12 protein-coding genes and 3 pseudogenes are annotated in these 20,773 nt (G+C 69.7%); 8 read left to right on the forward strand and 7 right to left on the reverse strand.

The annotated features are described in order from the left end of the window. Nucleotides 1-42: 42 nt before the first annotated feature. Complete coding sequence (locus MTF65_RS23015) at nt 43-1,920, forward strand: DNA/RNA non-specific endonuclease (RefSeq protein ID WP_243630797.1); 1,878 nt, start codon at nt 43-45, stop codon at nt 1,918-1,920. 24 nt (nt 1,921-1,944) lie between these two features. Here the strand turns inward: MTF65_RS23015 and MTF65_RS23020 are convergent, their stop codons facing one another. Beyond that, nucleotides 1,945-2,508, reverse strand: a complete 564-nt coding sequence (locus tag MTF65_RS23020; protein ID WP_243630798.1) for a DUF1697 domain-containing protein — start codon at nt 2,506-2,508, stop codon at nt 1,945-1,947. After that, nucleotides 2,505-3,775, reverse strand: a pseudogene (gene mgt, locus MTF65_RS23025) (macrolide-inactivating glycosyltransferase). Before mgt ends, MTF65_RS23020 begins: the two are co-directional and overlap by 4 nt. 107 nt (nt 3,776-3,882) lie before the next feature. Here mgt and MTF65_RS23030 point away from each other — a divergent pair. Continuing rightward, nucleotides 3,883-4,776 (forward strand): phosphotransferase enzyme family protein, encoded by an 894-nt coding sequence (locus MTF65_RS23030; protein ID WP_243630800.1) that lies wholly within the window; start codon nt 3,883-3,885, stop codon nt 4,774-4,776. Nucleotides 4,777-4,840: 64 nt separating this feature from the next. Here the strand turns inward: MTF65_RS23030 and MTF65_RS23035 are convergent. Further along, a pseudogene (locus MTF65_RS23035) lies at nt 4,841-5,263 on the reverse strand (3'-5' exonuclease); the annotation flags it as partial. Nucleotides 5,264-5,330: 67 nt separating this feature from the next. Here MTF65_RS23035 and MTF65_RS23040 point away from each other — a divergent pair. The 4 genes from MTF65_RS23040 (at nt 5,331) to MTF65_RS23055 (ending at nt 12,698) form a co-directional block, all read left to right on the forward strand. Continuing rightward, nucleotides 5,331-6,809: a site-specific integrase gene (locus MTF65_RS23040; RefSeq protein WP_243630801.1), complete on the forward strand. Its 1,479-nt coding sequence runs from the start codon at nt 5,331-5,333 to the stop codon at nt 6,807-6,809. A 23-nt stretch (nt 6,810-6,832) separates the two neighbouring features. Continuing rightward, nucleotides 6,833-8,617, forward strand: a complete 1,785-nt coding sequence (locus MTF65_RS23045) for a hypothetical protein (protein ID WP_243630802.1) — start codon at nt 6,833-6,835, stop codon at nt 8,615-8,617. A gap of 98 nt (nt 8,618-8,715) precedes the next feature. Further along, nucleotides 8,716-10,650 (forward strand): hypothetical protein, encoded by a 1,935-nt coding sequence (locus tag MTF65_RS23050; RefSeq protein ID WP_243630803.1) that lies wholly within the window; start codon nt 8,716-8,718, stop codon nt 10,648-10,650. Between the two features lie 548 nt (nt 10,651-11,198). Then, nucleotides 11,199-12,698 (forward strand): S1 RNA-binding domain-containing protein, encoded by a 1,500-nt coding sequence (locus MTF65_RS23055; protein WP_243630804.1) that lies wholly within the window; start codon nt 11,199-11,201, stop codon nt 12,696-12,698. Nucleotides 12,699-12,707: 9 nt separating this feature from the next. On the opposite strand, the gene MTF65_RS23060 is transcribed toward MTF65_RS23055, so the two are convergent. The 3 genes and pseudogenes from MTF65_RS23060 to MTF65_RS23070 form a co-directional block, all read right to left on the reverse strand. Then, nucleotides 12,708-13,421 (reverse strand): 3'-5' exonuclease, encoded by a 714-nt coding sequence (locus MTF65_RS23060; RefSeq protein WP_243630823.1) that lies wholly within the window; start codon nt 13,419-13,421, stop codon nt 12,708-12,710. Between the two features lie 86 nt (nt 13,422-13,507). Next, nucleotides 13,508-13,816, reverse strand: a pseudogene (locus MTF65_RS23065) (exonuclease domain-containing protein); the annotation flags it as partial. A 64-nt stretch (nt 13,817-13,880) separates the two neighbouring features. Beyond that, entirely contained in the window at nt 13,881-15,152 is a 1,272-nt protein-coding gene (locus MTF65_RS23070; protein ID WP_243630805.1) for an SAV2148 family HEPN domain-containing protein, read from the reverse strand. 275 nt (nt 15,153-15,427) lie between these two features. Here MTF65_RS23070 and glgX point away from each other — a divergent pair, with 275 nt between their 5' ends. After that, nucleotides 15,428-17,542, forward strand: coding sequence for a glycogen debranching protein GlgX (glgX, locus tag MTF65_RS23075; protein ID WP_243630806.1), 2,115 nt, complete (start codon nt 15,428-15,430; stop codon nt 17,540-17,542). 25 nt (nt 17,543-17,567) lie between these two features. Here the strand turns inward: glgX and MTF65_RS23080 are convergent, their stop codons facing one another. After that, nucleotides 17,568-18,926, reverse strand: coding sequence for an MFS transporter (locus tag MTF65_RS23080; RefSeq protein ID WP_243630807.1), 1,359 nt, complete (start codon nt 18,924-18,926; stop codon nt 17,568-17,570). An 82-nt stretch (nt 18,927-19,008) separates the two neighbouring features. On the opposite strand from MTF65_RS23080, the gene treY reads away from it, so the two are divergent. Next, nucleotides 19,009-20,773: malto-oligosyltrehalose synthase (gene treY / locus MTF65_RS23085; protein WP_243630808.1), on the forward strand; the 1,765-nt coding region annotated here is incomplete at its 3' end.

The raw sequence follows: 20,773 nt of genomic DNA on the forward strand, positions 1-20,773 counted from the left end.
GGGGTTCCCACGCGGGAACTTCTCGCTTGAAGGGAGCCTTCGATGGCTGCCAAGAAGCGCACGTCCTCCACGTCCTCGGCTGCCGGCTCCGCCGGCGGGCAGGACGAGCTGATCACCTCGCTCAAGCAGTTCATCCGTACGCAGGGGTCGGGCTATCTCAGCGACCCGAACATCTCGTCCATCGGCATCGGCTACAAGGAGACGAAGGGGAAGCGGGGCAAGGAACTGGCCCTCCAGTTCACGGTGGACAAGAAGGTGCGGCCGGAGGGTGTGGACGGGCTCAGGAGCGCCAAGATCCCCGACGTCATCGACATAGGCGGCGGCGTGAAGGTGCCGACCGATGTGGTCCAGCGCAGCTACAAGCCGCACTTCCTCGTGGTGGCCGAGGCGGAGACGCCGGAACGGCAGAAGCGCGTCGATCCGGTCCGTCCCGGGGTGAGCGTCGGCAATGTCAAGGTGTCCGCCGGCACCTTCGGGTGCGTCGTCTTCGACAAGAACGACGGTTCGACCTGCCTGCTGAGCAACTGGCACGTCCTGAACGGACGCAAGGGCGAGCTGGGCGACAAGGTCGTGCAGCCGGGCAAGGCGGACGACAGCCGCCTCGACCTGAACCTTCTCGGCACGCTCAAGCGGTCCCACCTCGGGCTGGTCGGCGACTGCGCGGTGTCGAGCATCACGGGCCGCGAGTTCGACACGAACATCCTCGACCTCGACGTCACGCCGACGCAGCTGGGCGAGCCGCAGATCGACGACAAGGTCGTCAAGTGCGGGCGCACGACCGGTGTCACACACGGGGTGGTGAGCCGCCCCTTCGCCCGCGTCAGCATCGACTACGGTGCGCCGGTCGGCGTACGGGAGATCGACTGCTTCGAGATAGGCCCGGACCCCAACAAGCCGGCGGAGGACGGGGAGATCAGCGCGCCCGGCGACTCGGGTTCGGCGTGGATCTTCAAGACGCGCGGCGGCCGGCCGAGTGAGGTGCTGGCCGGCCTGCACTTCGGCGGCGAGAGCGACGGGGACCCCGACGAGCGGGCGCTCGCCTGCTTCCCCCAGGCGGTCTTCGAGGAACTGAAGATCACCCTCCAGCAGCCGCCCCCCGATTCGCTGGAGGCCGTGACGGGGTACGACCCGGGCTTCCTCTCGGTTCCGATAGCGACCCCGCAGCTCGGCCCGTCCATCAAGGCCGACGCGGTGCAGCTCGACGGAACCGAGGTCGTCCCGTACACGCACTTCTCGCTGGCACAGAACGGGAAGCGGCGGTTCGCGTTCTGGGTGGCCTGGAACATCGACGGCGGCATGATGAAGAAGCTCGACCGCAGCGGGATCGAGTTCAAGAAGGACCCGCGGCTGCCGGCCAACGCCCAGGTCAGCAATGAGCTGTACAAGGACAACCGGCTCGACCGGGGTCACATAGCGCGCCGCGCCGACCTGCTCTGGGGGACGATGCCCGAGGCGGACAGGGCCAACACGGACTCGTTCTTCTACACCAACATCACCCCCCAGATGGACGACTTCAACCAGAGTGCGAAGGCCGGCGTCTGGGGTGAGCTGGAGAACGCCCTCTACGAGGACGTCCAGGTCGAGGGCCTCAAGATCAGCGTGTTCGGCGGGCCGGTGTTCCACGAGGACGACCGCGTCTTCCGGAACGTCCAGATACCGCGCGAGTTCTGGAAGGTGCTCGTCTACTCCGAGAAGGGGACGCTCAAGTGCAAGGCGTTCCTGCTCACCCAGAACCTGGTCCTGGCCGAGATCCTGGAGCTGGACGAGTTCCGCGTCTTCCAGGTCAAGCTGGGCGAGGTGCAGAAGCGGACCAACCTCAAGTTCCCCGCCACGATGATCCAGGCGGACACACTGGTCGTACCGGAATCCGTGGAGGACCGGGCCCCGCTGGAGAGCGTGGCCGACATCGACTGGAGTTAGGTATTAGGTATTAGGTGTTAGGCGTTAGGCGGCATCGGGCCCGCCCGTCAGCTCGACGAGTTTGACGACCGTGTTCCAGTTGCGGCTCGTCACATCGAGGCCCTTGACGACGGCCGGTCTGGCCAGCGCTTCGCCCAGTTTGGAGCGGCCCAGGCCCTCGGGCGCGTAGAGGTAGATGACCCGGTCGCCGAGCCGGTACTCCTCCGGGAGGTACGAGGGCCCGTCGATCCCCGCGAAACGCTGCTCGCCCGGCTGCTCGGAGAGGAAGGTGGCGTGCAGCTGTCTGCCCTCCAGTTCGGCGGCCGGGAAGGGGCAGGCGTCGGCGACGGCGCGCAGGTACGCGCCGTCCACGACGAGGCAGGGCACCTTGAAGCCGAAGTGGGCCTCGATGGCGGCCTCCAGCTCCCGAGCCAGGGCGCGCGGGTCGTCCTTCGCGCTGCTGAAGACGGCGTTGCCGCTCTGCAGGTAGGTCTGGACGTCCCCGTGGCCGAGGCCCTCCAGGACCTTCCGCAGCTCGGCCATCGGGACCTTCTTGCTCCCGCCGACATTGATGCCCCGCAGGAGCGCGGCGAACTTCCGAGTGGTCATGACCGAACGATAGGGCGGGCCACTGACACGTCGGGCAGTTCGGCCTCGATGAGGTCGGCGGCCTGTCGCGTGCCGCCCTCGTCGGCCATCCGCGCTCGGACCGCTTCGAGGCGGGCGGCGACCTCGGGGTCGCCGACCAGGGAGAGGACCGCCTCCCGCAGGGTCTCGGCGTCGGCCCGGTCCATCGGGACGTGCCGGGCGACGCCCAGCTCCTGGAGCATGTCGGCGTTGCCGAACTGGTCGACTGCCTGGGGGACGGCGACCATCGGGGTGCCGGTGGCGAGGCCTTCCTGGCTGCCACCGGCGCCGGCGTGGGTGATGAAGGCGTCGGCCTGGCCCAGTATGTCCAGCTGGGGAACCCAGCGGTGCACTTCGACGTTGGCGGGGATCTCGCCCAGTTCGGCCTCGTCGGTGAACCTGCCGATCTGGAGGACGACATGCCAGTCGGGGAGGTCGCCGAAGGCCTCGGCGCAGGCGCGGTAGAAGCCGGGCTGGTGGGTGAAGGCGGAGCCGAGGGAGACCAGCAGCACCTTCTTCCCCGCCGCCGCGGCCGGCCGCTTCCAGGTGCCCTGGGTGGCGCTGCGGTCGCCCTGGCAGGCGCCGACGAAGGTGTGGACGGACGCGTCGACCCGGTCCGCGTGCGGCTGGAGGGCGCGCGGGATGAGCACGATGCCGCGGCGCGGGCGGGCGACGAAGCGGTCGGAGTCCTCGTCGATGCCGTTCTCGTCGAGCCAGGCGCGGAAGCGCGCGTAGTACGCCTTGCCGCGTTCGGTGGCGCGCAGCGCGGCGGTCATGGGCGCGGCGACCTCCTCCTCGTAGCCCGTCCAGGCGACCAGGTTCGGGGAGAGGGAGACGGACGGGACGCCCCAGCGGTGGGCCAGGACGGCAGCGGGGTAGGAGGTGATGTCGTGGATGACGAGGTCCGGCTCGTCGCCCTCGAAGGCGGCCGCGAGCTGGGGCAGCGCCTGGATGGCGTCGTTCAGGAACGGTTCGATGTTGTCGATGAGTTCGGTGCCCCACTCCTCGGGCGCGTCCTCGGTGGGGAGGGTCGAGTTCCAGATCACCGGTGTGGCGCCGGTCTCCGCGACCTTCTCCGCGAAGGAGGCGGGGATGGCGTAGCTGACGCGGTGGCCGCGGGCGACGAGTTCCCGGATCACTTCGATGCTCGGGTTCACGTGCCCGTGGGCGGCGATGGAGAACATGGCGATGTGCGCGGGCTTGGCTGAGGTCATGAACCAACCGTAACGAGACGATACGTATCGTGCAATCGATATTGCGGCGCGCGGCGGCGCACACCGGAATGCGAGACTTGGCGCGATCGAGGCAACCGGGGGCGACCGGGGCTGACGGCGGACAGGGCAGCGGAGAGACGGCATGGACGAGGCGCGGGCCAGGGACGTACTGACGGCGGCGGGCCTCGGCCGCACGGAGCGGGCCGAGCGGGCCGGGCGGGCCGGGCGGGCCGGGCGGGCCGAGTTGCTGGCGCTCGGTGAGAACGCCGTCTTCGCGGTCGGCGACCTGGTGGTGAAGGTGGCCCGGGAGGCCGCCCTGCTGGAGCGCGCCGAACGGGAACTCGCGGTGGCCGGCTGGTTCGCGGACCGCGGGGTCCCCGCCGTCCGCGCGGCCGAGCCGAAGCCCCGGCTGGTGGACGGACACCCGCTGACCGTGTGGCACCGGCTCCCGGCAGCGGTCCGTCCGGCGGGCCCGGAGGACCTCGCCGTGCTCCTGCGGCACATCCACGCCCTGCCCGCCCCGCCGTTCGAGCTCCCGGCACGGGATCTGCTCGGCGGCGTCGAACGCTGGCTGCGGCTGGCCGGCGAGGCCATCGACCCGGCCGACGCCGCCTACCTGCGGGCCCGGCGCGACGCCTACGCCGGTGAGGTCGCGGGGCTCACCCCGCACCTTCCTCCGGGCCCGATCCACGGCGACGCCCTCCCCCGCAACGTCCACGTGGGCCCGGACGGCCCGGTCCTGGTGGACCTGGAGACCGTCTCGGCGGACCTGCGCGAGCACGACCTGGTGGTGATGGCCCTGTCGCGCGACCGCTACGGCCTGCCCGCCGCGTCGTACGAGTCCTTCGTGACGGCATACGGCTGGGACGTCCGCGAGTGGGACGGCTGCGCGGTCCTGCGCGGCGCCCGCGAGACGGCCAGCTGCGCCTGGGTCGCCCAACACGCCCCGACCAACCCGAACGCCCTGACCGAATTCCGCGACCGAGTCGCCTCACTGCGCCACCGCGACCCGCACATGCGCTGGCACGCGTTCTGACGGTGCGCCACCAAGACCCCTGGTGTTCCACCGGGCCCGAGAGGACCGGTGGGGCGACCGACGGTCAGGCCGAGGACGGTATGAGGGCGCGCAGGGGCCAGGCCGTGTCGATCACCGCGTCCGGGGTGCCCTGCTTGCGCAGGTAGGACTGGAAGTCGCGGGCCCAGCGGGCGTGCCAGGTGCCCTGCCGGTCGTGCAGGTCCGCCGGGGTGAGGCCGGCCACCTCCGGGTGGCGGGCGGCTATCGCCCGCGCCACCTGGACCGCGGCCAGCGCGTCCGCCCCCGCGTCGTGCGCGTCGTCCAGGGTGACCCCGTACACCCCGCACACCGCCTCCAGCGTGCGCTTCCCCCGCCGGTAGCGGTCCACGGCCCGGTCGATGGTCAGCGGGTCCGCCACCGGACCCGTCCGCGGCCCGCCCAACCGGTCGGACAGCGACGGCAGCCCGTACCGGGCCAGCTCCGCGCTCAGCAGCGTCAGGTCGAAGGCCTTATCCACGCACGACCGTGTCTCACCCTCCCCAACGTCGTTGATGGGGCACAGGGGGTGCGATCAAATGGAGATCTTCTTCACCGACCCGGATGCGCTGGAAGCAGCCGGGGTGAGAGACGCGACGAAGGCGCTCGCACGGCACGGATTACATGCCGGTGCACCGTTCATCCTCGGCGATGATGGCAGCTACGACGTCCAACTCAATCGATTCCTGTGGTCCTTGCCGACCCTCGGGGTGAGGTCTGCACATTCCTGGCGTGCCTACGCTCTGGACCTGCTGACCTGGGGACGGTTCCTCCAGGAGCATCGCGGCAAGACCCTTTGGCACGCCGACCGCGACGACGTCACCGCCTTCCATCGAGCCCGGCGCGTCTCTCCCGACCCGACACAGGTTGTCTCGGCCTCGACCTGGAACCGGGGCGTCGCTGCCGTGGACAAGTTCTACACATGGGCGGTGGACGAGGCTCTGATCGAGCGAACGCCGTTCAAGTACTACGAGAGCTCGCGGCGCACTGGCTCCGGGCAGCAGGTCCGCGTCCGCAACAACCGTGCAGTAGAGAAAGCCGCCAAACGCGGAAACGTGAAGTTCCTTTCCGTTCCCCGCTACGCGGCCTTCCGCGACATCGGCCTACGGGGTCAGCTGCAGAGGGGCACGGCTGATTCGAGCTTCCGAGGCCGTAATGCGGAGCGAAACGTCGTCATGGCCGAGCTGCTGGTCACCACTGGCTTGCGCATCGAGGAGGCCGCTTCGCTCTGCTGGCCGGAACTCCCGGCCCTGGACGGCCAGAGGGACACGAAGAGCGTGCCCTTCGACCTGGCGCCGCCGACTGCCAAGCGGGACAAGGGACGCAAGATCCTCTTGCCCCATCGAGTCCTGCGCGCCGTGGCCGACTACGTGGAGATCGAGCGCTCCCTGATGCTGGACCGCTGGCGTGCCCGCGGCTGTCCGCTGCCTGCCGGCGCGGTGCTGGGGAGTCAAGCCGACCGACGAGGTGTGCGCGTACCTATGAAAGACGGCAGGCTCCGAAGGGTCCCCTGGTCACGTCTGCCGCCGACACTCCGATCTCGCCTGTACCTCGTTGACGATCAGGGCCGTTCCCTCGGCTCGGCGTGCGTCTGGCTCGGCCAGGAAGGGCGACCCGTGTCTCTGTCGGCCTGGGAGTCGGTCTTCGTGCGGGCGTCGGAGAGATGCCGTACGCGCGGGATCGACGTCGACGCCACACCCCACGTCCTCAGGCACACCTTTGCCGTGCATCTGCTGTCCGCGTTGATCCAGGAACAGATCGGCTCGGTGGAGAAGGGCGAGATGAGCGACGGCGTGTACCGACGCATCATCGGTGACCCACTCGATCACCTTCGCCGTCTACTGGGGCATTCCTCGATCACCACCACGTACATCTACCTCGGCTGTACCGACCAGGCCCAGGCTCTGATCGACGGCGCGGTGGATGCCTGGACATCCGAGGTCGTGGATACGGCACATCACGTGTCGCATGAGTTCGACAACTCCTCTGTTCAGACGCCGGGAGCGCCCCCGTGGTAGGCCGGGGGCGGCGTAAAGCCCGATTGAACGCACCCTCACTCCAGGTCGTCGATACGGCTCCGGACACGCTCGGACTTCTGAAGATCGAGGTCTCTTTCCCGGACAACCGGACGGCCGTCGTGGACTGGACCCGAGAGCCGCAGCAGCGGCTGCTGGGGGCTCTGGGGGTCGAATTGGCGGCTTCGTGTGAGGTGGGGCAGGGGACTGGTTCACCGCATACGCTCCGCAATCGTGCGCGTTCTTGCCGACTGTGGGCGCGGTGGCTCGACTCCACGGAAGCGATGGAAGTCCGCGTCAGTGACCTCCTTCCGCATCACCTCGACGGATTCGAGAGCCACCTCCGGGAGGGCCGCCCAGAGTTCTCCCGGACGCCCTACGCCCGTATCGCCGACATCGTGTGGATCTTGCGCCGACTCGGCGAGAAGGAACAGGGACTATCCCCCTCGATGCTCCGGAGGCTCTCCTACACATCCACTGGCCCGGTCGGCTCCTATACCCCTCGCGACGCCTACTCGCCGCACCTCGCCGAGCAGCTACGCACTGCCGCACGTTCTGACGTCGATGACGCGATCCGACGGCTGACGCTGGAGGGGCCAGCGCTCCTCGCGCGGGGCCAGGACCCGCGGACCGCAGGCTGGGACTCCGACCCGAATGTGTTGTGGGAAATCTCCCGGACCCACGGGACCTTCACACGGACACAGTTGGCCGATCTTGTTGGCACCGGCCTGGCTAATGCGCGCACTCCCGGCCGCCTTGCACCCTTGGTGTACCCGACCAGCCGCGACGTGTTCGCTCTGCTCCTGCTGTTCTGTCTCGAAAGCGGCATGGAGGTGGAAGCGGCCAGAGAGCTGACCGCCGACTGCTTGAAGAATCCCAACCGGGGCTATGTGCAGGTCGAATACCTCAAGCGACGGCGGCACGGCCAGGAATGGAACACGATCAGGGTCCGGGACGGCTCGTCCAACTCACCCGGCGGGCTGCTTCGGCTGGCCCTGCGGCTCACAGCGCCTGTCAGAGAGGCCACCGGCTTGCCGGCGCTTTGGCAGTTCAGGACGAAGGACGGGGTACTGTCCGCAGGCCTCAGCGCTGGAACCGCGTCGAGTGCGGCTCGGAGCTTCGTCTCGGCCCACCGGCTGACGGATGCGGGGAAGCCCGTCGACCTGCGCCTGTCCCGACTTCGGAAGACCTACAAGGCTGCCGTCTACAAGGTGACCGGCGGCAGAATGTCGGCGTTCGTGCAGGGCCATTCGCAGGACGTCGCCGCGGCGCACTACGCAGACATCCCCTCACTGCGCGCTCTCCACGAACAGGCCGTGGCAGACGGCCTGCAGGACGCACTCGCTGACGCCCAGACTCCCACGGTCCTGACGCCGGAAGAGGAAGAACGCCTCACTCAACAACCGACGGATGCAGTTGAGTTGCTTGGGGTCCCGGCCGAGCAGCTACCGCCGCTCCTGTCCGGCGAATCCGACCTTTGGTTGTCGTCCTGCCGCAGCTTCTTCGACTCGCCTTTCGGAGTCAAAGGCAAGCCCTGCCCGGTCTCCTTCTTCGCCTGCCTGGGGTGCAGTAATGCCGTTATCACCCGGAGGAAACTCCCAGCAATCCTGGCCTTCCTCAACCACATCGTGACTGAACGGGCCAAGACACCCGCAGCGGAGTGGGAAGCGCGGTTCGGCAACGCTCACCAGCAGATTCTGCAATCGATCGTCCCGAGGTTCAGCCAGCGTGACGTGCTGGACGCCAGGGCAATCGCCGAATCTTCCGAACGCCTGCTCTTTCTTCCCCACAACCTGTTGGGAGGCCACTGATGCCCGCACAGCCTCTTCCACGCAGTGTCGTCACCAGCCGTCCTTCCGACGCAACAGCCGTACTGTCCGGGCGCCCCCTCACCGCTGATCCATCCCTCATGCCGCGATTCGGAGACGGCGTCTGGAATCTCGCGGTCGCCGGGCATGCCGGGAACCGCTACGCCAGTGAGTTCTTCATCGATTTCGAGTCACTCAGCGATGTCACACGGCGCGAGGCGGCGCGCGAGTTCCTGTTCTGGAGACTCAACACCCGCCCGGTTCACGGTCCCCTTCCGTCCATCTCGACAGTGTCGGCTGAGTGGTGGAACCTGCGGTGCTTCCTCCGATTCCTCGACTCCGAACACGACGGGATTCGCCTGGACGCTGTGACGCAGCCGGTTCTCGATTCCTACCTGGTTCACTGCCGGGCCGAAAGACTGATGCACAGCGGCATGCGCCACCGCCTCCAGGTCATCCCACGCCTCCACCTCGCGGCAGAGGCCATGCCGACGGACGCACTGGCGACCAATCCCTGGAACGGCCGCCCCCTCACACGCGTCATCGGCGGCCCTGCCGTCAGCAAGCACGAGAACCAAACTCCCCGAATCCCGCCCCAGGTCATCGCCCCGCTGGTACAGGCGGCCCTGTTCTACGTCCGCACCGCGGCATCGGACATCATCGACGCGCGCGCGGAGCTGATGGAACTGCAAGCCTCCGTCAATGAGATCCACGGGCAGTCGCTCGCCCGCCTGGACCGCTACCTCGACGACCTCGCAGCCGACGGGCGAGGTGTCCCGGTGCTGGATGGCGCCGGTCTCCAACCTCACCTGGCCGGTTCACCCGCCTACACGTACATCATGCGCAAGTCGGGGGCAGGACGAGGGGTTGCCAGCGGCTCCTACGCCAACCACATCGTCAGGGCACTGGAGCGGCTCGGGCCCGAGCCCGGCGGCATGGACACGCCCATCACTCCACATCCGCAGACCGGGCGGCCGTGGCGGGATAGGTTCAGCCCTCCGGCCGTTTCCCATGAGGAACGGCTCCTGCGGGCCGCCTGCTACATCCTCATCGCCTACTTGTCCGGCATGCGCGACTCCGAAGTCAAGGAACTCCGGGACGGCTGCCACTTCACCGAGCGGAGCGCAGACGGTGTCGTCGTCCGGCACAAGGTGCGGTCGCAGCTCATCAAAGGTGGGCGAGGCGCACCGGAGAGCTGGGTCGTCATCGAGCCCGTCGCGGAAGCCATCGAAGTCCTGCAACGCCTGCCCCATCGTGACATGCTGTTCTGCCGTCCGGTAACAGGCCGACCGCACTCGACGATCTCTGCCAACCGCATGAATGACAACCTCAACGAGTTCCTGGCTCACTGCGCCGGCATCGGATTTCCGGTGCCCGATGTCGATGGGGAACCGTGGAACCTTACGACCCGCCAGTTCCGCAGGACCGTGGCCTGGCACATCGCGCACCGCCCGTTCGGCGCCGTGGCCGGGATGATTCAGTACAAGCATCTCTCCGTGGCCATGTTCGAGGGGTACGCGGGTACTTCCTCCTCTGGTTTCCGCGCGGAAGTGGCTGCTGAAGAGGCGCTGGCCCGCCTGGCCGATGTCGTGGAGCGCTACGAGGATTTCAAGGCAGGCGTACGCTCGACATCCCCAGGCGGACCACGGACCGACAACGAGTTCGCGCGTGTCCAGCAGGAGCTCCAGGACTTCGCGGGCAGGGTGGTCGACGAGCGCCGCCTGTACGCCATGCTCAAGGCTTCCGCACGCACCCTGCACATCGGGACGCTCAACGACTGCTACTACCAGCCTGAGACCGCCCTCTGTCGCACGCCAAGCGGCGAGGACCGGCCTCTGCTCAACAGCTGCCGTCCCGACCGGTGCGGGAACTCGACCATCACGACCCGGCATCGCAGCGGGTGGGAAGCAGCACGCGGAGACACCGAGCGCGCACTGGCCTTCGTCGGGCTCTCCGATCTCCAGCGAACGGCTCTGCGAGGTCACCTCAACGACGTCACCAAAGTGATCGAGGGTATTGGCTGTGCCAACGACTGACGCAACCGAATCAGCCCTCCGAGGGGCTTCCGAACGCCTACTCCGGGGAGAGCCCACCCGTAGCGACGGTTCCCTGACCGTCGCATCACTCGCCGTTGAAGCCAGCGTCAGCAGAGCCAGCGCCTACCGCTACCCCCATGTTCTGGCAGAATTCCGAAACCTCGTAGCCGATCGAGAAGAAACAGCCGCGCCCTCAGCGTCCCTCCGGCAGGAGGTCCAGGCCCTGAAGGGCGCCGAGCGCCGACTCCGCCAAGAGCATGCACGCGAGGTGCGGGAGCTGCGCTCCTCGATCAACGTCCTCGCACAGCAGGTTCAGCTCCTCACACTGGAGAACCAGCGTCTCTCCAAGGCAGCTGAGCGAAGCGATCGCGTCACTCGTATCGATCGCCGCTGATCGATGCGGCCTGATGCGGCACGGTATCCCGCTTGCAGAAGGTGATCCCGCTGGCCATCCTCAAAGGCGGCGATGCGCCGGCCCCTCCCGTCCTACGCTCCCGATCACGAGATCGGCCGCGGAGCAAGCATCGTCAACAACCACGGGGAGCAACGTGCCGCCTTTCGTCTACCGGATCACCAAGTACGACCCTGCCGACCGCGACGAGCATGGCAGCTACGTCGGCGCTGAGGACTCAAGCAGCGACCACGGACCGGTCGAGGCTGCGTATCTGCAAGCGATTGCCGCCTTCGCCGAGGACACCGGCATCGACCGACTGGCCATTCGCGAGCCGGGGATCTCCAGCCTTGCCTACTTCGGCCTGGAGCCGGCGGTCGACGGCCACGGCCTTGCCGGGCTCTTCCCACCCGATCTCAGCGGGTTCCATGATGGTGCTGAGGTGTCTCTCCCCCTCGGCCTGGAGCTGGTCAGGGTCATGCTCCGCGACAACGGTGCCTGGTGCCGCCTGGCGGTGGAGGACAAGTTCGACGTGCAGGTCGGTTGGGACCAGTACGTCTACATCAGCAGTGACAAGTCCTGCGAGCGCGCCGTTGCCCGCACGCGGGCTCTCGGTCTCTTCCCGGAGCGGCTGGAGGCCTCGCCCTACGAAGCGGACTTCGACGAGCCCGGCGTGCAGCGACCCGCCAACGAAGATTTCTGGGCCCGTCTACGCTGGTCCATCGCCATACGGCACGCCGCGATATTGGAGGAGGGGTACCTCCACAATGCCTCCCGCTGGCATCGCCTCACCGATGGGAACCTCGATGCGGTTCGCGCCCGACTCACCCCTCGTGCCCAGTTGACCGTCTGGCCGGACCTGTCCACCGATGTCGACGCGGTCCTCACCTCGCTTCCCGACGAGGGTTCAGTCGAGTTCGTATGGGAGGACGAGAACGGGGCTATCTCCAGCACGATGGCCGACGAGTCCGAGTACAGGGAACTGGCCGCCCAGGTGGCAGGCGCCCGTGCCGCTATGGCTCTGTCCTTGACCCTCGACGAACGCCACCCGCTGTTCACTGCGGTCCTGCCCGACAGCGACGGCGTCCTGCGCGCGCGGTGGAGGACCGAGCCGACGCCGAGCGACCGGAACTGGGCCTTCCTGAAGACTCTCCACCGTGGGCAGATCTGCACCGGCACGGTCGCAGAGATCGCCAGCTTCGGTGTGACCTTCGTGGACATCGGCGGCTTCACCGCGATGATCAACATTCCGGAGCTGTCCTGGCGGCGCATCAATCACCCCTCCGACGTCGTCAGAGTCGGCCAAAGGATCTCGGCCGAGATCCTCGACGTCGACCTCGTGAGGGAGCGCGTGTCTCTGTCCCTGAAGGCATTGCAAGAGGACCCGATGCCGCAGTTCATTCAGCAGGTCGGCCAGATCACGAACGGCGTCGTGACCAAACTCGTCCCGTTCGGAGCCTTCGTCCGTATCGAAGACAGAGAGGACGGCCTCGAAGGCTTCGTGCACCTCACCGAGCTGGCCGAACGACACGTGGACCGGCCGGAGGATGTTGTTCAGGTCGGAGACAGCCTCACCGTGAAGATTCTGGACGTCGACCTTCCACGGCATCGGATCACCCTCTCCCACCTGCAGGCTCTCCCGCCCGGACAGTGCTGACCAGCGCGGTCATCGCCTCCGGGGAATGAGCGGCCAGGCCGGCTCGACGACTGCGGTCGGGTCCGCTGTGCGCCGCAGATATGCCTGCAAAGAGACCGACTGTTCGGCCGCCGCACGCACCTGAAGGTCATGCAGATCTGCCAGTGGCATCACCGCGACGGGCTGGTGCTTCTCACCCATGCGTCGCACGACCCGGGCGGCAGCCACGGCATCCGCCCTCGCGTCATGCGCGTCATCGAGCGACACCCCGTAGTGAGCACACAACGCGTGGAGGGCCCGCTTGCCCTTCCGGTACTTGTCGACGTGCTTGTCGATCACCAGCGGATCGATGACGGGCGAAGGCACACTGCCCAGCCGCTCGCTGATCGACTCGACCTCGTGCCGCCGACACTCACGGTCCAGCAGTGACAGGTCGTAGCGTGCGTTCATCACCACCAGAGGCATCCCAAGACGCAGCCCCCCGGCGACGGCCTGCGCGATCTCTTCGATGGCGGAAGCAGCCGGTACCCCGTGCTCGCGAGCGTGTTCCGTCGAGATGCCATGGATCGCCGACGCCTGCTCGGGTATCGCTATCCCTGGATTCAGCAACCAGGTCCGCTCAGCCGAGACGGCCCCGGCCGAATCTAGGCGCACGACCGCCGCTGTCACGATGCGGTCGGTCTCGACGTCGGTTCCCGTGGTCTCCAGGTCGAAGGCCACCAACGGCCCACTGATCCAGCTCATCACGCGGCCCTCATTCCGGCGTGAGCCGCCGGCCGGCGCCGCACTGGCACGCGAGACACCTGAGACACGACCGGCGTGCGCGGATAAAAGGCCGCGTTGTACGCGACGAGCACCGCGCCCCGGCGCCAGTGGCCCACCAGGACGGACGCCACCTCCTCGGCCACCTCCCGCACCGGGCGGCCTTCGGCGACGGCACGCTCCGTGCTGATCCCGTGGATGTCCGAGGCCTGCCGCGGGATCGGTATCCCCGGGTCCGCGAGCCAGCCGCGCCGCTCGTGGACCTCGCCGCCCCGCACTTCGACCACCGCGGCCGTCACGATCCGCGACTCCCCCGGATCCGTCCCGGTCGTCTCCAGGTCGAATCCGACCAGCGCTCCCCCGTGCCACGTCGCCATGACGCGCCCTCCCCCGTGCATCCATCCGGTCAACGACTTTCAGCCTGCCACGGGGCACTGACAGTCACGACACCGGGCGGGAGTCCTCCCACACCGACTCGAATTCCTCCCGGTACGTCGTGAACAGCCCGTGGTCCGCGTCCCTGGGCACGCCCCGCCCGCCGCCGCGCAGCACCAGCACCGGCGCCTCCATGCCCCGGGCCCGGCGCAGGTACGACTGGACCACCGCGATGCCCGAGGATTCCCCCTCCACCAGGTAGGCGGTGAAGCGCGGGGTCTCGTCGAAGACGTGGATGTCGAAGCGCGAGGGGTCCTTCAGCCCCGCCCGCACCCTGCGCACGTGCAGGATGTTCATCTCCACCGAGCGGCTCAGCTCGCCCTTGCGCAACCCCAGCTCCCGCTCGCGCCGCTTGACCGCGCTGCTCGCCGGGTTCAGGAACAGCAGCCGCACCCGGCAGCCCGCCTCCGTGAGCCGGACGAGTCTTCGGCCCGAGAAGTTCTGGACCAGCAGGTTCAGGCCTATACCGATGGCGTCGAGCCGCCGCGCGCCCCCGAACAGGTCCTCGGCCGGCAGCTGCCGCTGGAGCCGCACCCGGTCCGGGTGGACCGAGATGACGTCCGCGTACCGGTCCCCGACCAGGTCCTCGACGGCGTCGATCGGCAGCCGGTCCGCCGAGGGGCTGCCCGCGCCCCCGCCCAGTACCTCCAGCAGCCGCGCCGAGGCCCGCTCCGCCTGCTCCAGCACCGGCCGCGACAGGGCCCGGTTGCGGGAGACCACGTTCCGGGTGACCTCCAGCTCGTCCAGCGCCAGCTCGATCTCGCGTCGGTCGTCGAAGTACGGTTCGAAGCACGGCCAGTGCTGCACCATCAGCTCCCGAAGCTGCGGCAGCGTCAGGAAGCTCAGCACGTTGTCGTCGGCCGGGTCCAGCAGGTAGCCCTTGCGCCGGCTGACCTCGCGTACCGCGACGGCCCGCTGCACCCACTCCTGCCCGGCGGGTCCGGCGGCCGCGACCACCCAGTCGTCCTGGCCGTGCACCGGCTCGTAGATGGGGCGCAGCACCGCGCCGACGACGGCGCGCAGCCGCTGTTCGATGAGGTTCAGCCAGATGTACGCGCGGCCCGCGCGCTGGGCCCGCGTACGGACCTCGCTCCAGGCCTCCGCGCCCCAGTCCAGCTCGGCCCCGGTCCGTACGTTCCCGGCCGCCGGCGGCGCCAGCGACACCGCCCCGGCCGGAGCCCCGGCGGGCGCGCCGCCCGGCACCCCGCCGGCGGCATCAGCCGGGCCGCCCTCGTGACCGCTGTCACCAGGGGGCAGCTCCAGACCTCCCGAGCTCACCCGTGCACCGCCTTCTGCGTCTGGACGCCCGTCTCCAGTGATCACGGAAGGGTACTCCGCGCGCGACGCCCGACGCAGCCCGACGGACCGCGCGCCGGTGGTCGGTTGACCCATTATGTGATGCGCGCATAGTCCTCTGACCCGGATATCAGGTCTCCGGGTCACCCGGTGGCAGCATCCCAAGTCCCCGCTTGGAGCCCCTCTTTCGGGGAAGATCTGGCAGTGACGTGGTCCACGCCGGATCAGCCCAACGCAGAGGGGAAGAGTCGTTATCCATGCAGGTCTGGCCGGGACAGGCGTATCCGCTCGGAGCCACGTACGACGGCGCCGGCACCAATTTCGCGGTCTATTCGGAGGCCGCCCGACGCATCGAGCTGTGTCTGCTGCACGACGACGGCTCGGAGACCGCCGTCGAACTGCGGGAGACGGACGCCTTCGTCCGGCACGCCTATCTGCCCGGCGTGATGCCGGGCCAGCGCTACGGCTTCCGCGTGCACGGCCCGTACGAGCCCGAGCGCGGGCAGCGCTGCAACGCGGCGAAGCTGCTGCTCGACCCGTACGCGCGGGCGATCGCGGGCGGCATCGACTGGGGCGAGGAGGTGTACGGGTACCACTTCGGCCGCCCCGACTCGCGCAACGATCTGGACTCGGCCCCGCACACGATGAGTTCGGTGGTGGTGAACCCGTACTTCGACTGGGCGAACGACCGCCCGCCGCGCCACGAGTACCACCACACGGTGCTGTACGAGGCCCACGTCAAGGGTCTGACCATGCGTCATCCGGACCTCCCCGAGGAACTGCGCGGTACGTACGGGGCCCTCGCCCACCCGGCTGTCATCGGGCACCTCGCCAAGCTCGGGGTGACGGCGCTGGAGCTGATGCCGGTGCACCAGTCGGTCAACGACCACCGCCTCGTCGACGACGGGCTGAGCAACTACTGGGGCTACAACACCATCGGCTTCTTCGCCCCGCACAACGGGTACGCCTCCGGTGACCGCGGCCAGCAGGTGCTGGAGTTCAAGTCGGCGGTCCGCGCGCTGCACGAGGCCGGGATCGAGGTGATCCTGGACGTGGTCTACAACCACACCGCCGAGGGCAACCACCTGGGCCCGACGCTGTCGTTCCGCGGGCTCGACAACGCCTCGTACTACCGGCTGGCGGAGGATCCGCGGCACTACATGGACACCACGGGCACCGGGAACTCGCTGCTCATGCGCTCCCCGCACGTACTCCAGCTGATCATGGACTCGCTGCGGTACTGGGTCACCGAGATGCATGTGGACGGCTTCCGCTTCGACCTCGCGGCCACGCTCGCCCGGCAGTTCCACGAGGTGGACCGGCTGTCCTCGTTCTTCGACCTGGTGCAGCAGGATCCGGTGGTGAGCCAGGTGAAGCTGATCGCGGAGCCCTGGGACCTGGGCGAGGGCGGCTACCAGGTGGGCAACTTCCCGCCGCTGTGGACCGAGTGGAACGGCAAGTACCGGGACACCGTACGGGACTTGTGGCGCGGCCAGCCCCGTACGCTCGCCGATTTCGCGGGCCGGCTGACCGGCTCCTCGGACCTCTATCAGGACGACGGCCGCAGGCCGCTGGCCTCCATCAACTTCACCACCTGCCACGATGGTTTCACGCTGAACGACCTGGTCTCGTACGACGAGAAGCACAACGAGGCCAACCGCGAGGGCAATCGGGACGGCGAGACCCACAACCGGTCGTGGAACTGCGGGGTCGAGGGACCGACGGAGGACGCGGAGATCCTGGAGCTGCGCGAGCGCCAGATGCGCAACTTCATGGCCACGCTGATGCTTTCGCAGGGTGTTCCGATGCTCAGCCACGGCGACGAGTTCGCCCGCACGCAGGGCGGCAACAACAACGCGTACTGCCAGGACAACGAGCTGTCCTGGGTGAACTGGCCGACACCGGGCAAACCGCCGCCCGCGCTGCTGGAGTTCACCCGGCAGATGGTGTGGCTGCGGCGCGACCATCCGGTGTTCCGGCGGCGCCGGTTCTTCCACGGGCGGCCGGTGGAGGGGACGCACGACGTGCTCTCCGACATCGCCTGGTTCACCCCGCACGGCGAGGAGATGCGGGCGCGGGACTGGCAGGCGCAGCACGCGCGGGCGCTGACGGTGTTCCTCAACGGCGAGGCGATCTCCGAGCCGGGCAGCCGCGGGGAGCGGATCACCGACGACTCGTTCCTGCTGATGTTCAACGCGGGCGCCGATCCGCAGGACTTCACCATCCCGGCCGGGCACGGCGCGCAGTGGCACCTGGTGGTGGACACGGCGCGGTCGGACGTACTGCCGCCCGGTTCCGGACGGCAGTACGCGGCCGGGGACCGGGTGGCGCTCACGGGGCGGTGTCTGGTGGTGCTTCAGCGCCCGGCGTAGGCGACCGCTTCCCGTTCCTCCACTTCTACGCCGGCGCCGACGGGGAGGCGGCCTGCCGGGCCGGGAGGTACGCCCGGGCGGGAGGGTGCGTACGGGCGGCCGGGACCCGGGTGGTGAGGGCCAGGCCCAGGGCGGCGGCGGCCGCGCCCACGGCGACCGCGAAGGCCCCGAAGGGCCCGTACCACTCGGCGAGCCGCCCCGAGACGGCGAGGGCGAGGGCCTGGCCGGCGACCAGCGAGCTGGCGGCGAAGGCCATCGCCTCGCCGAGCCGGCCCGGTTCCACGGCCCGCTCGGTGAGCGCGAACGCGGTGATCAGGTGCGGGGCATAGGCGGCCCCGAGCACGGTGACGACGGCGTACAGCGGCCACAGGGTGGCGGTGAAGAGCAGCGGTACGGAGAGCACGAGCGCGGCGGCGGTGGCGGCGCGCCAGCGCAGCCGGAGCCCGAAACGGGCCGGCAGCGCGCCGAGCGCGAGGCCCACGGCGGCGCTGACGACCCCCATGGCGGCGTACACGGTGCCCGCCTGTCCGGGTACTCCCAACTGCGCGGTGAGGGCGGCGATTCCGGCCTGGCAGCCGCCGAACATGGCGCCCTGGAGGAAGAGCGACCCCCGTACGGCGTACACGACGCGCGGATGCCGGGAGGCCGTCCGGGCCCGGCCGCTCGGGCCCGGGCCTGGGCTCGGGTCCGGGCTCGGGCTCGGGCCGCTCACGTTCCGCTTGCCGCGCGTGCCGGCGCGGGCGAGCTCCCGCGCCGGCAGCCCGGCCGTGACGGCGGCCGTCGGGTGCAGCGCGTAGGCGGTGCCGAAGACGGCGACGAGGGCCGCGGCGCCGCCGAGGGCGACGGCGGGGTGCGCGAGGAGCGCGGCGAGCCCGACCAATGCCGGGCCGAAGACGAACGAGACCTCGTCCAGGGTGCCTTCGAGCGAGTGGACCGCGTCCACCACGCCCTCGTCGGACCCGAGCGGTCTCGCACGGTGCGCGAGGGCCACGGAGCGCGTGCGGGCGAGCGGACCGATCAGCGGTACGGAGGCTCCGGTGACGGCCGCGACGGCGGCGAGCGGGGCGGTGGCGAGGCCGCCGAGCGCCCCGGCCACCAGGGCGCCGGTGGCCACCGCGTTGACGGCGGCGGCTCCCAGCACCACGGGGCGCTGCCCGTGGCGGTCGGCGAGCCGGCCGAGGAGGGGTCCGCAGACCACCTGGCCGGCGGAGAGGGTGCCACCGACGACGCCGGCGGTGGCGAGGGAGCCACTGGTCTCGGCGACCAGGAGAACGCTCCCGAACTGGGTCATCGCGACGGGCAGTCGGGCGAAGAAGGAGATGAGCGGCAGAAGGGGCCCGGTCAGGGCGATGACTCTTCGATAAGTGTCGACGGTTCGAAACACCTGATCTACGCTAACTCCACGCGATCACCCGGATGCATTGGGTAATGGCACGGAATCCGGCGAGGTGGGTACGTACGTTCTCATGAGCCAGCCGCACCCTCGCACCCCACCGGAATCCGGCGTTTCGACAGCCGGCACCCCGGCGCCACCTTCGACACCTGCTGCCCCCACCTCGACGTATCGCCTCCAGCTGCACCCCGGGTTCCCGTTCGCGGCGGCCGAGGCGGCTGTGCCCTACCTCGCCTCGCTCGGCGCCTCCCACCTGCACCTCTCCCCCGTACTGGAGGCCGCGCCCGGCTCCCCGCACGGCTACGACGTCACCGACCACACCCGGGTACGGGCCGAGCTCGGCGGCGAGCCGGGGCTGCGGGCGCTGGCGGCGACCGCCCGGGCGCACGGGCTCGGCCTGGTGCTCGACATCGTCCCGAACCACATGGCCGTACCGAGGCCGCTGCGTCTCAACCGGCCGCTGTGGGAGGTGCTGCGGGAGGGGCCGCACTCTCCGTACGCGCGGTGGTTCGACATCGACTGGGAGGCGGGCGGCGGGCAGGTGCTGCTGCCGGTGCTGGCCGGACCCCTGATGCCGGGCGAGCTCTCCGTCGAAGGGGGGCTCCTGCGCCACGGGGACGACCTGGAGTTCCCGCTGCGGGAGGGGACGGCCGGGCTGCCGCTGCCGGAGCTGCTGGCCGCGCAGTGGTACCGGCCGGCCTGGTGGCGGGAGGCTCGGACGGAACTCAACTACCGGCGGTTCTTCACCATTTCGGAGCTGATCGGGGTCCGGGTGGAGGACCCCGGGGTGTTCGCGGCCACCCACGCCAAGGTGCTGGAGCTGGTCCGGGACGGGGTGGCCGAGGGGCTGCGGATCGACCACGTGGACGGACTGGCGGATCCGGCGGGGTACCTGCGGCGGCTGCGGGCCGAGGTGGGGGACGGGTGCTGGATCGTGGTGGAGAAGATCCTGTCCCGGCAGGAGCGGCTGCCGCCGGGCTGGCCGGTGGCGGGCACCACCGGGTACGACGCGCTGCTCCGGACGGACGGGCTGTTCGCGGACCCGGCCGGTGTCCGCGAACTCGCGGTGCGCTACGGGCGGTTCACCGGACTGCCGGACTGGGCGGAGACCGCCGCGGCCTGCGCGCGGGAGGTCCTGACCGGCGACCTCGCCGCCGAGCTGGCGGCGCTGGAGCGGCTCGCGGGACCGGAACGGGCCGACGCCGTACGGGAGTTGCTGATCGCCTATCCCGTCTACCGGCCGTACCCCGGCGATCCGGGACTGCCGCCGCAGGCGCTGGAGCGGGCGGCGGCCGTGGCCGGTGCGGACGCGGTGGCGGCCGTACGGGACCTCGTGCTGCGGGATCCGGCCTTCGGGGCCCGCTTCGCCCAGACCTCGGCGGCGCTGCGCGCGAAGTCCCTGGAGGACCGGGCGTTCTACCGGTACGCCCCGCTGCTGTCGGCCACGGAGGTGGGCGGGGAGCCGGGGGACCCGGCGGTGCCGGTGGCGGAGTTCCACGCGTACTGCGCGGAGCTGGCGCGGGACTGGCCCGCCTCCGGGACGGTGCTGTCCACGCACGACACCAAGCGCAGCGCGGACGTCCGCGCCCGGATCGCGGTGCTGTCCGAGGCCCCGGAGCTGATGACGTGGCCCGAGCCAGTGCCCTGGCCGGGCGTCGAACCGGGTGGACCTGCTGCGCCCGCGGGCCCCGGCGGCGAACCGGGCCAACCCGGTGCGCCCGCGGGCCCCGGCGTCACCCTTTCAGCCTCGCCGGCGTTTGAGGCCGGGGGTCGGGGGGGGGGCCCCAGGCAAACACGCTCCGGCGGGGCCCCGGGGCGGGCCGGGCCCGCGCCGGAAA

Origin of the sequence: Streptomyces sp. APSN-46.1 (genome assembly GCF_022815725.1) — a bacterium.
Classification (GTDB): domain Bacteria; phylum Actinomycetota; class Actinomycetes; order Streptomycetales; family Streptomycetaceae; genus Streptomyces.

Bases quoted from the DNA above. Each gene is read 5' to 3' on its own strand.
- MTF65_RS23015 (WP_243630797.1), top strand. From the start codon at position 43: ATGGCTGCCAAGAAGCGCACGTCCTCCACGTCCTCGGCTGCCGGCTCC.
- MTF65_RS23020 (WP_243630798.1), bottom strand. From the start codon at position 2,508: ATGACCACTCGGAAGTTCGCCGCGCTCCTGCGGGGCATCAATGTCGGC.
- MTF65_RS23030 (WP_243630800.1), top strand. From the start codon at position 3,883: ATGGACGAGGCGCGGGCCAGGGACGTACTGACGGCGGCGGGCCTCGGC.
- MTF65_RS23040 (WP_243630801.1), top strand. From the start codon at position 5,331: ATGGAGATCTTCTTCACCGACCCGGATGCGCTGGAAGCAGCCGGGGTG.
- MTF65_RS23050 (WP_243630803.1), top strand. From the start codon at position 8,716: ATGCCGCGATTCGGAGACGGCGTCTGGAATCTCGCGGTCGCCGGGCAT.
- MTF65_RS23060 (WP_243630823.1), bottom strand. From the start codon at position 13,421: ATGAGCTGGATCAGTGGGCCGTTGGTGGCCTTCGACCTGGAGACCACG.
- glgX (WP_243630806.1), top strand. From the start codon at position 15,428: ATGCAGGTCTGGCCGGGACAGGCGTATCCGCTCGGAGCCACGTACGAC.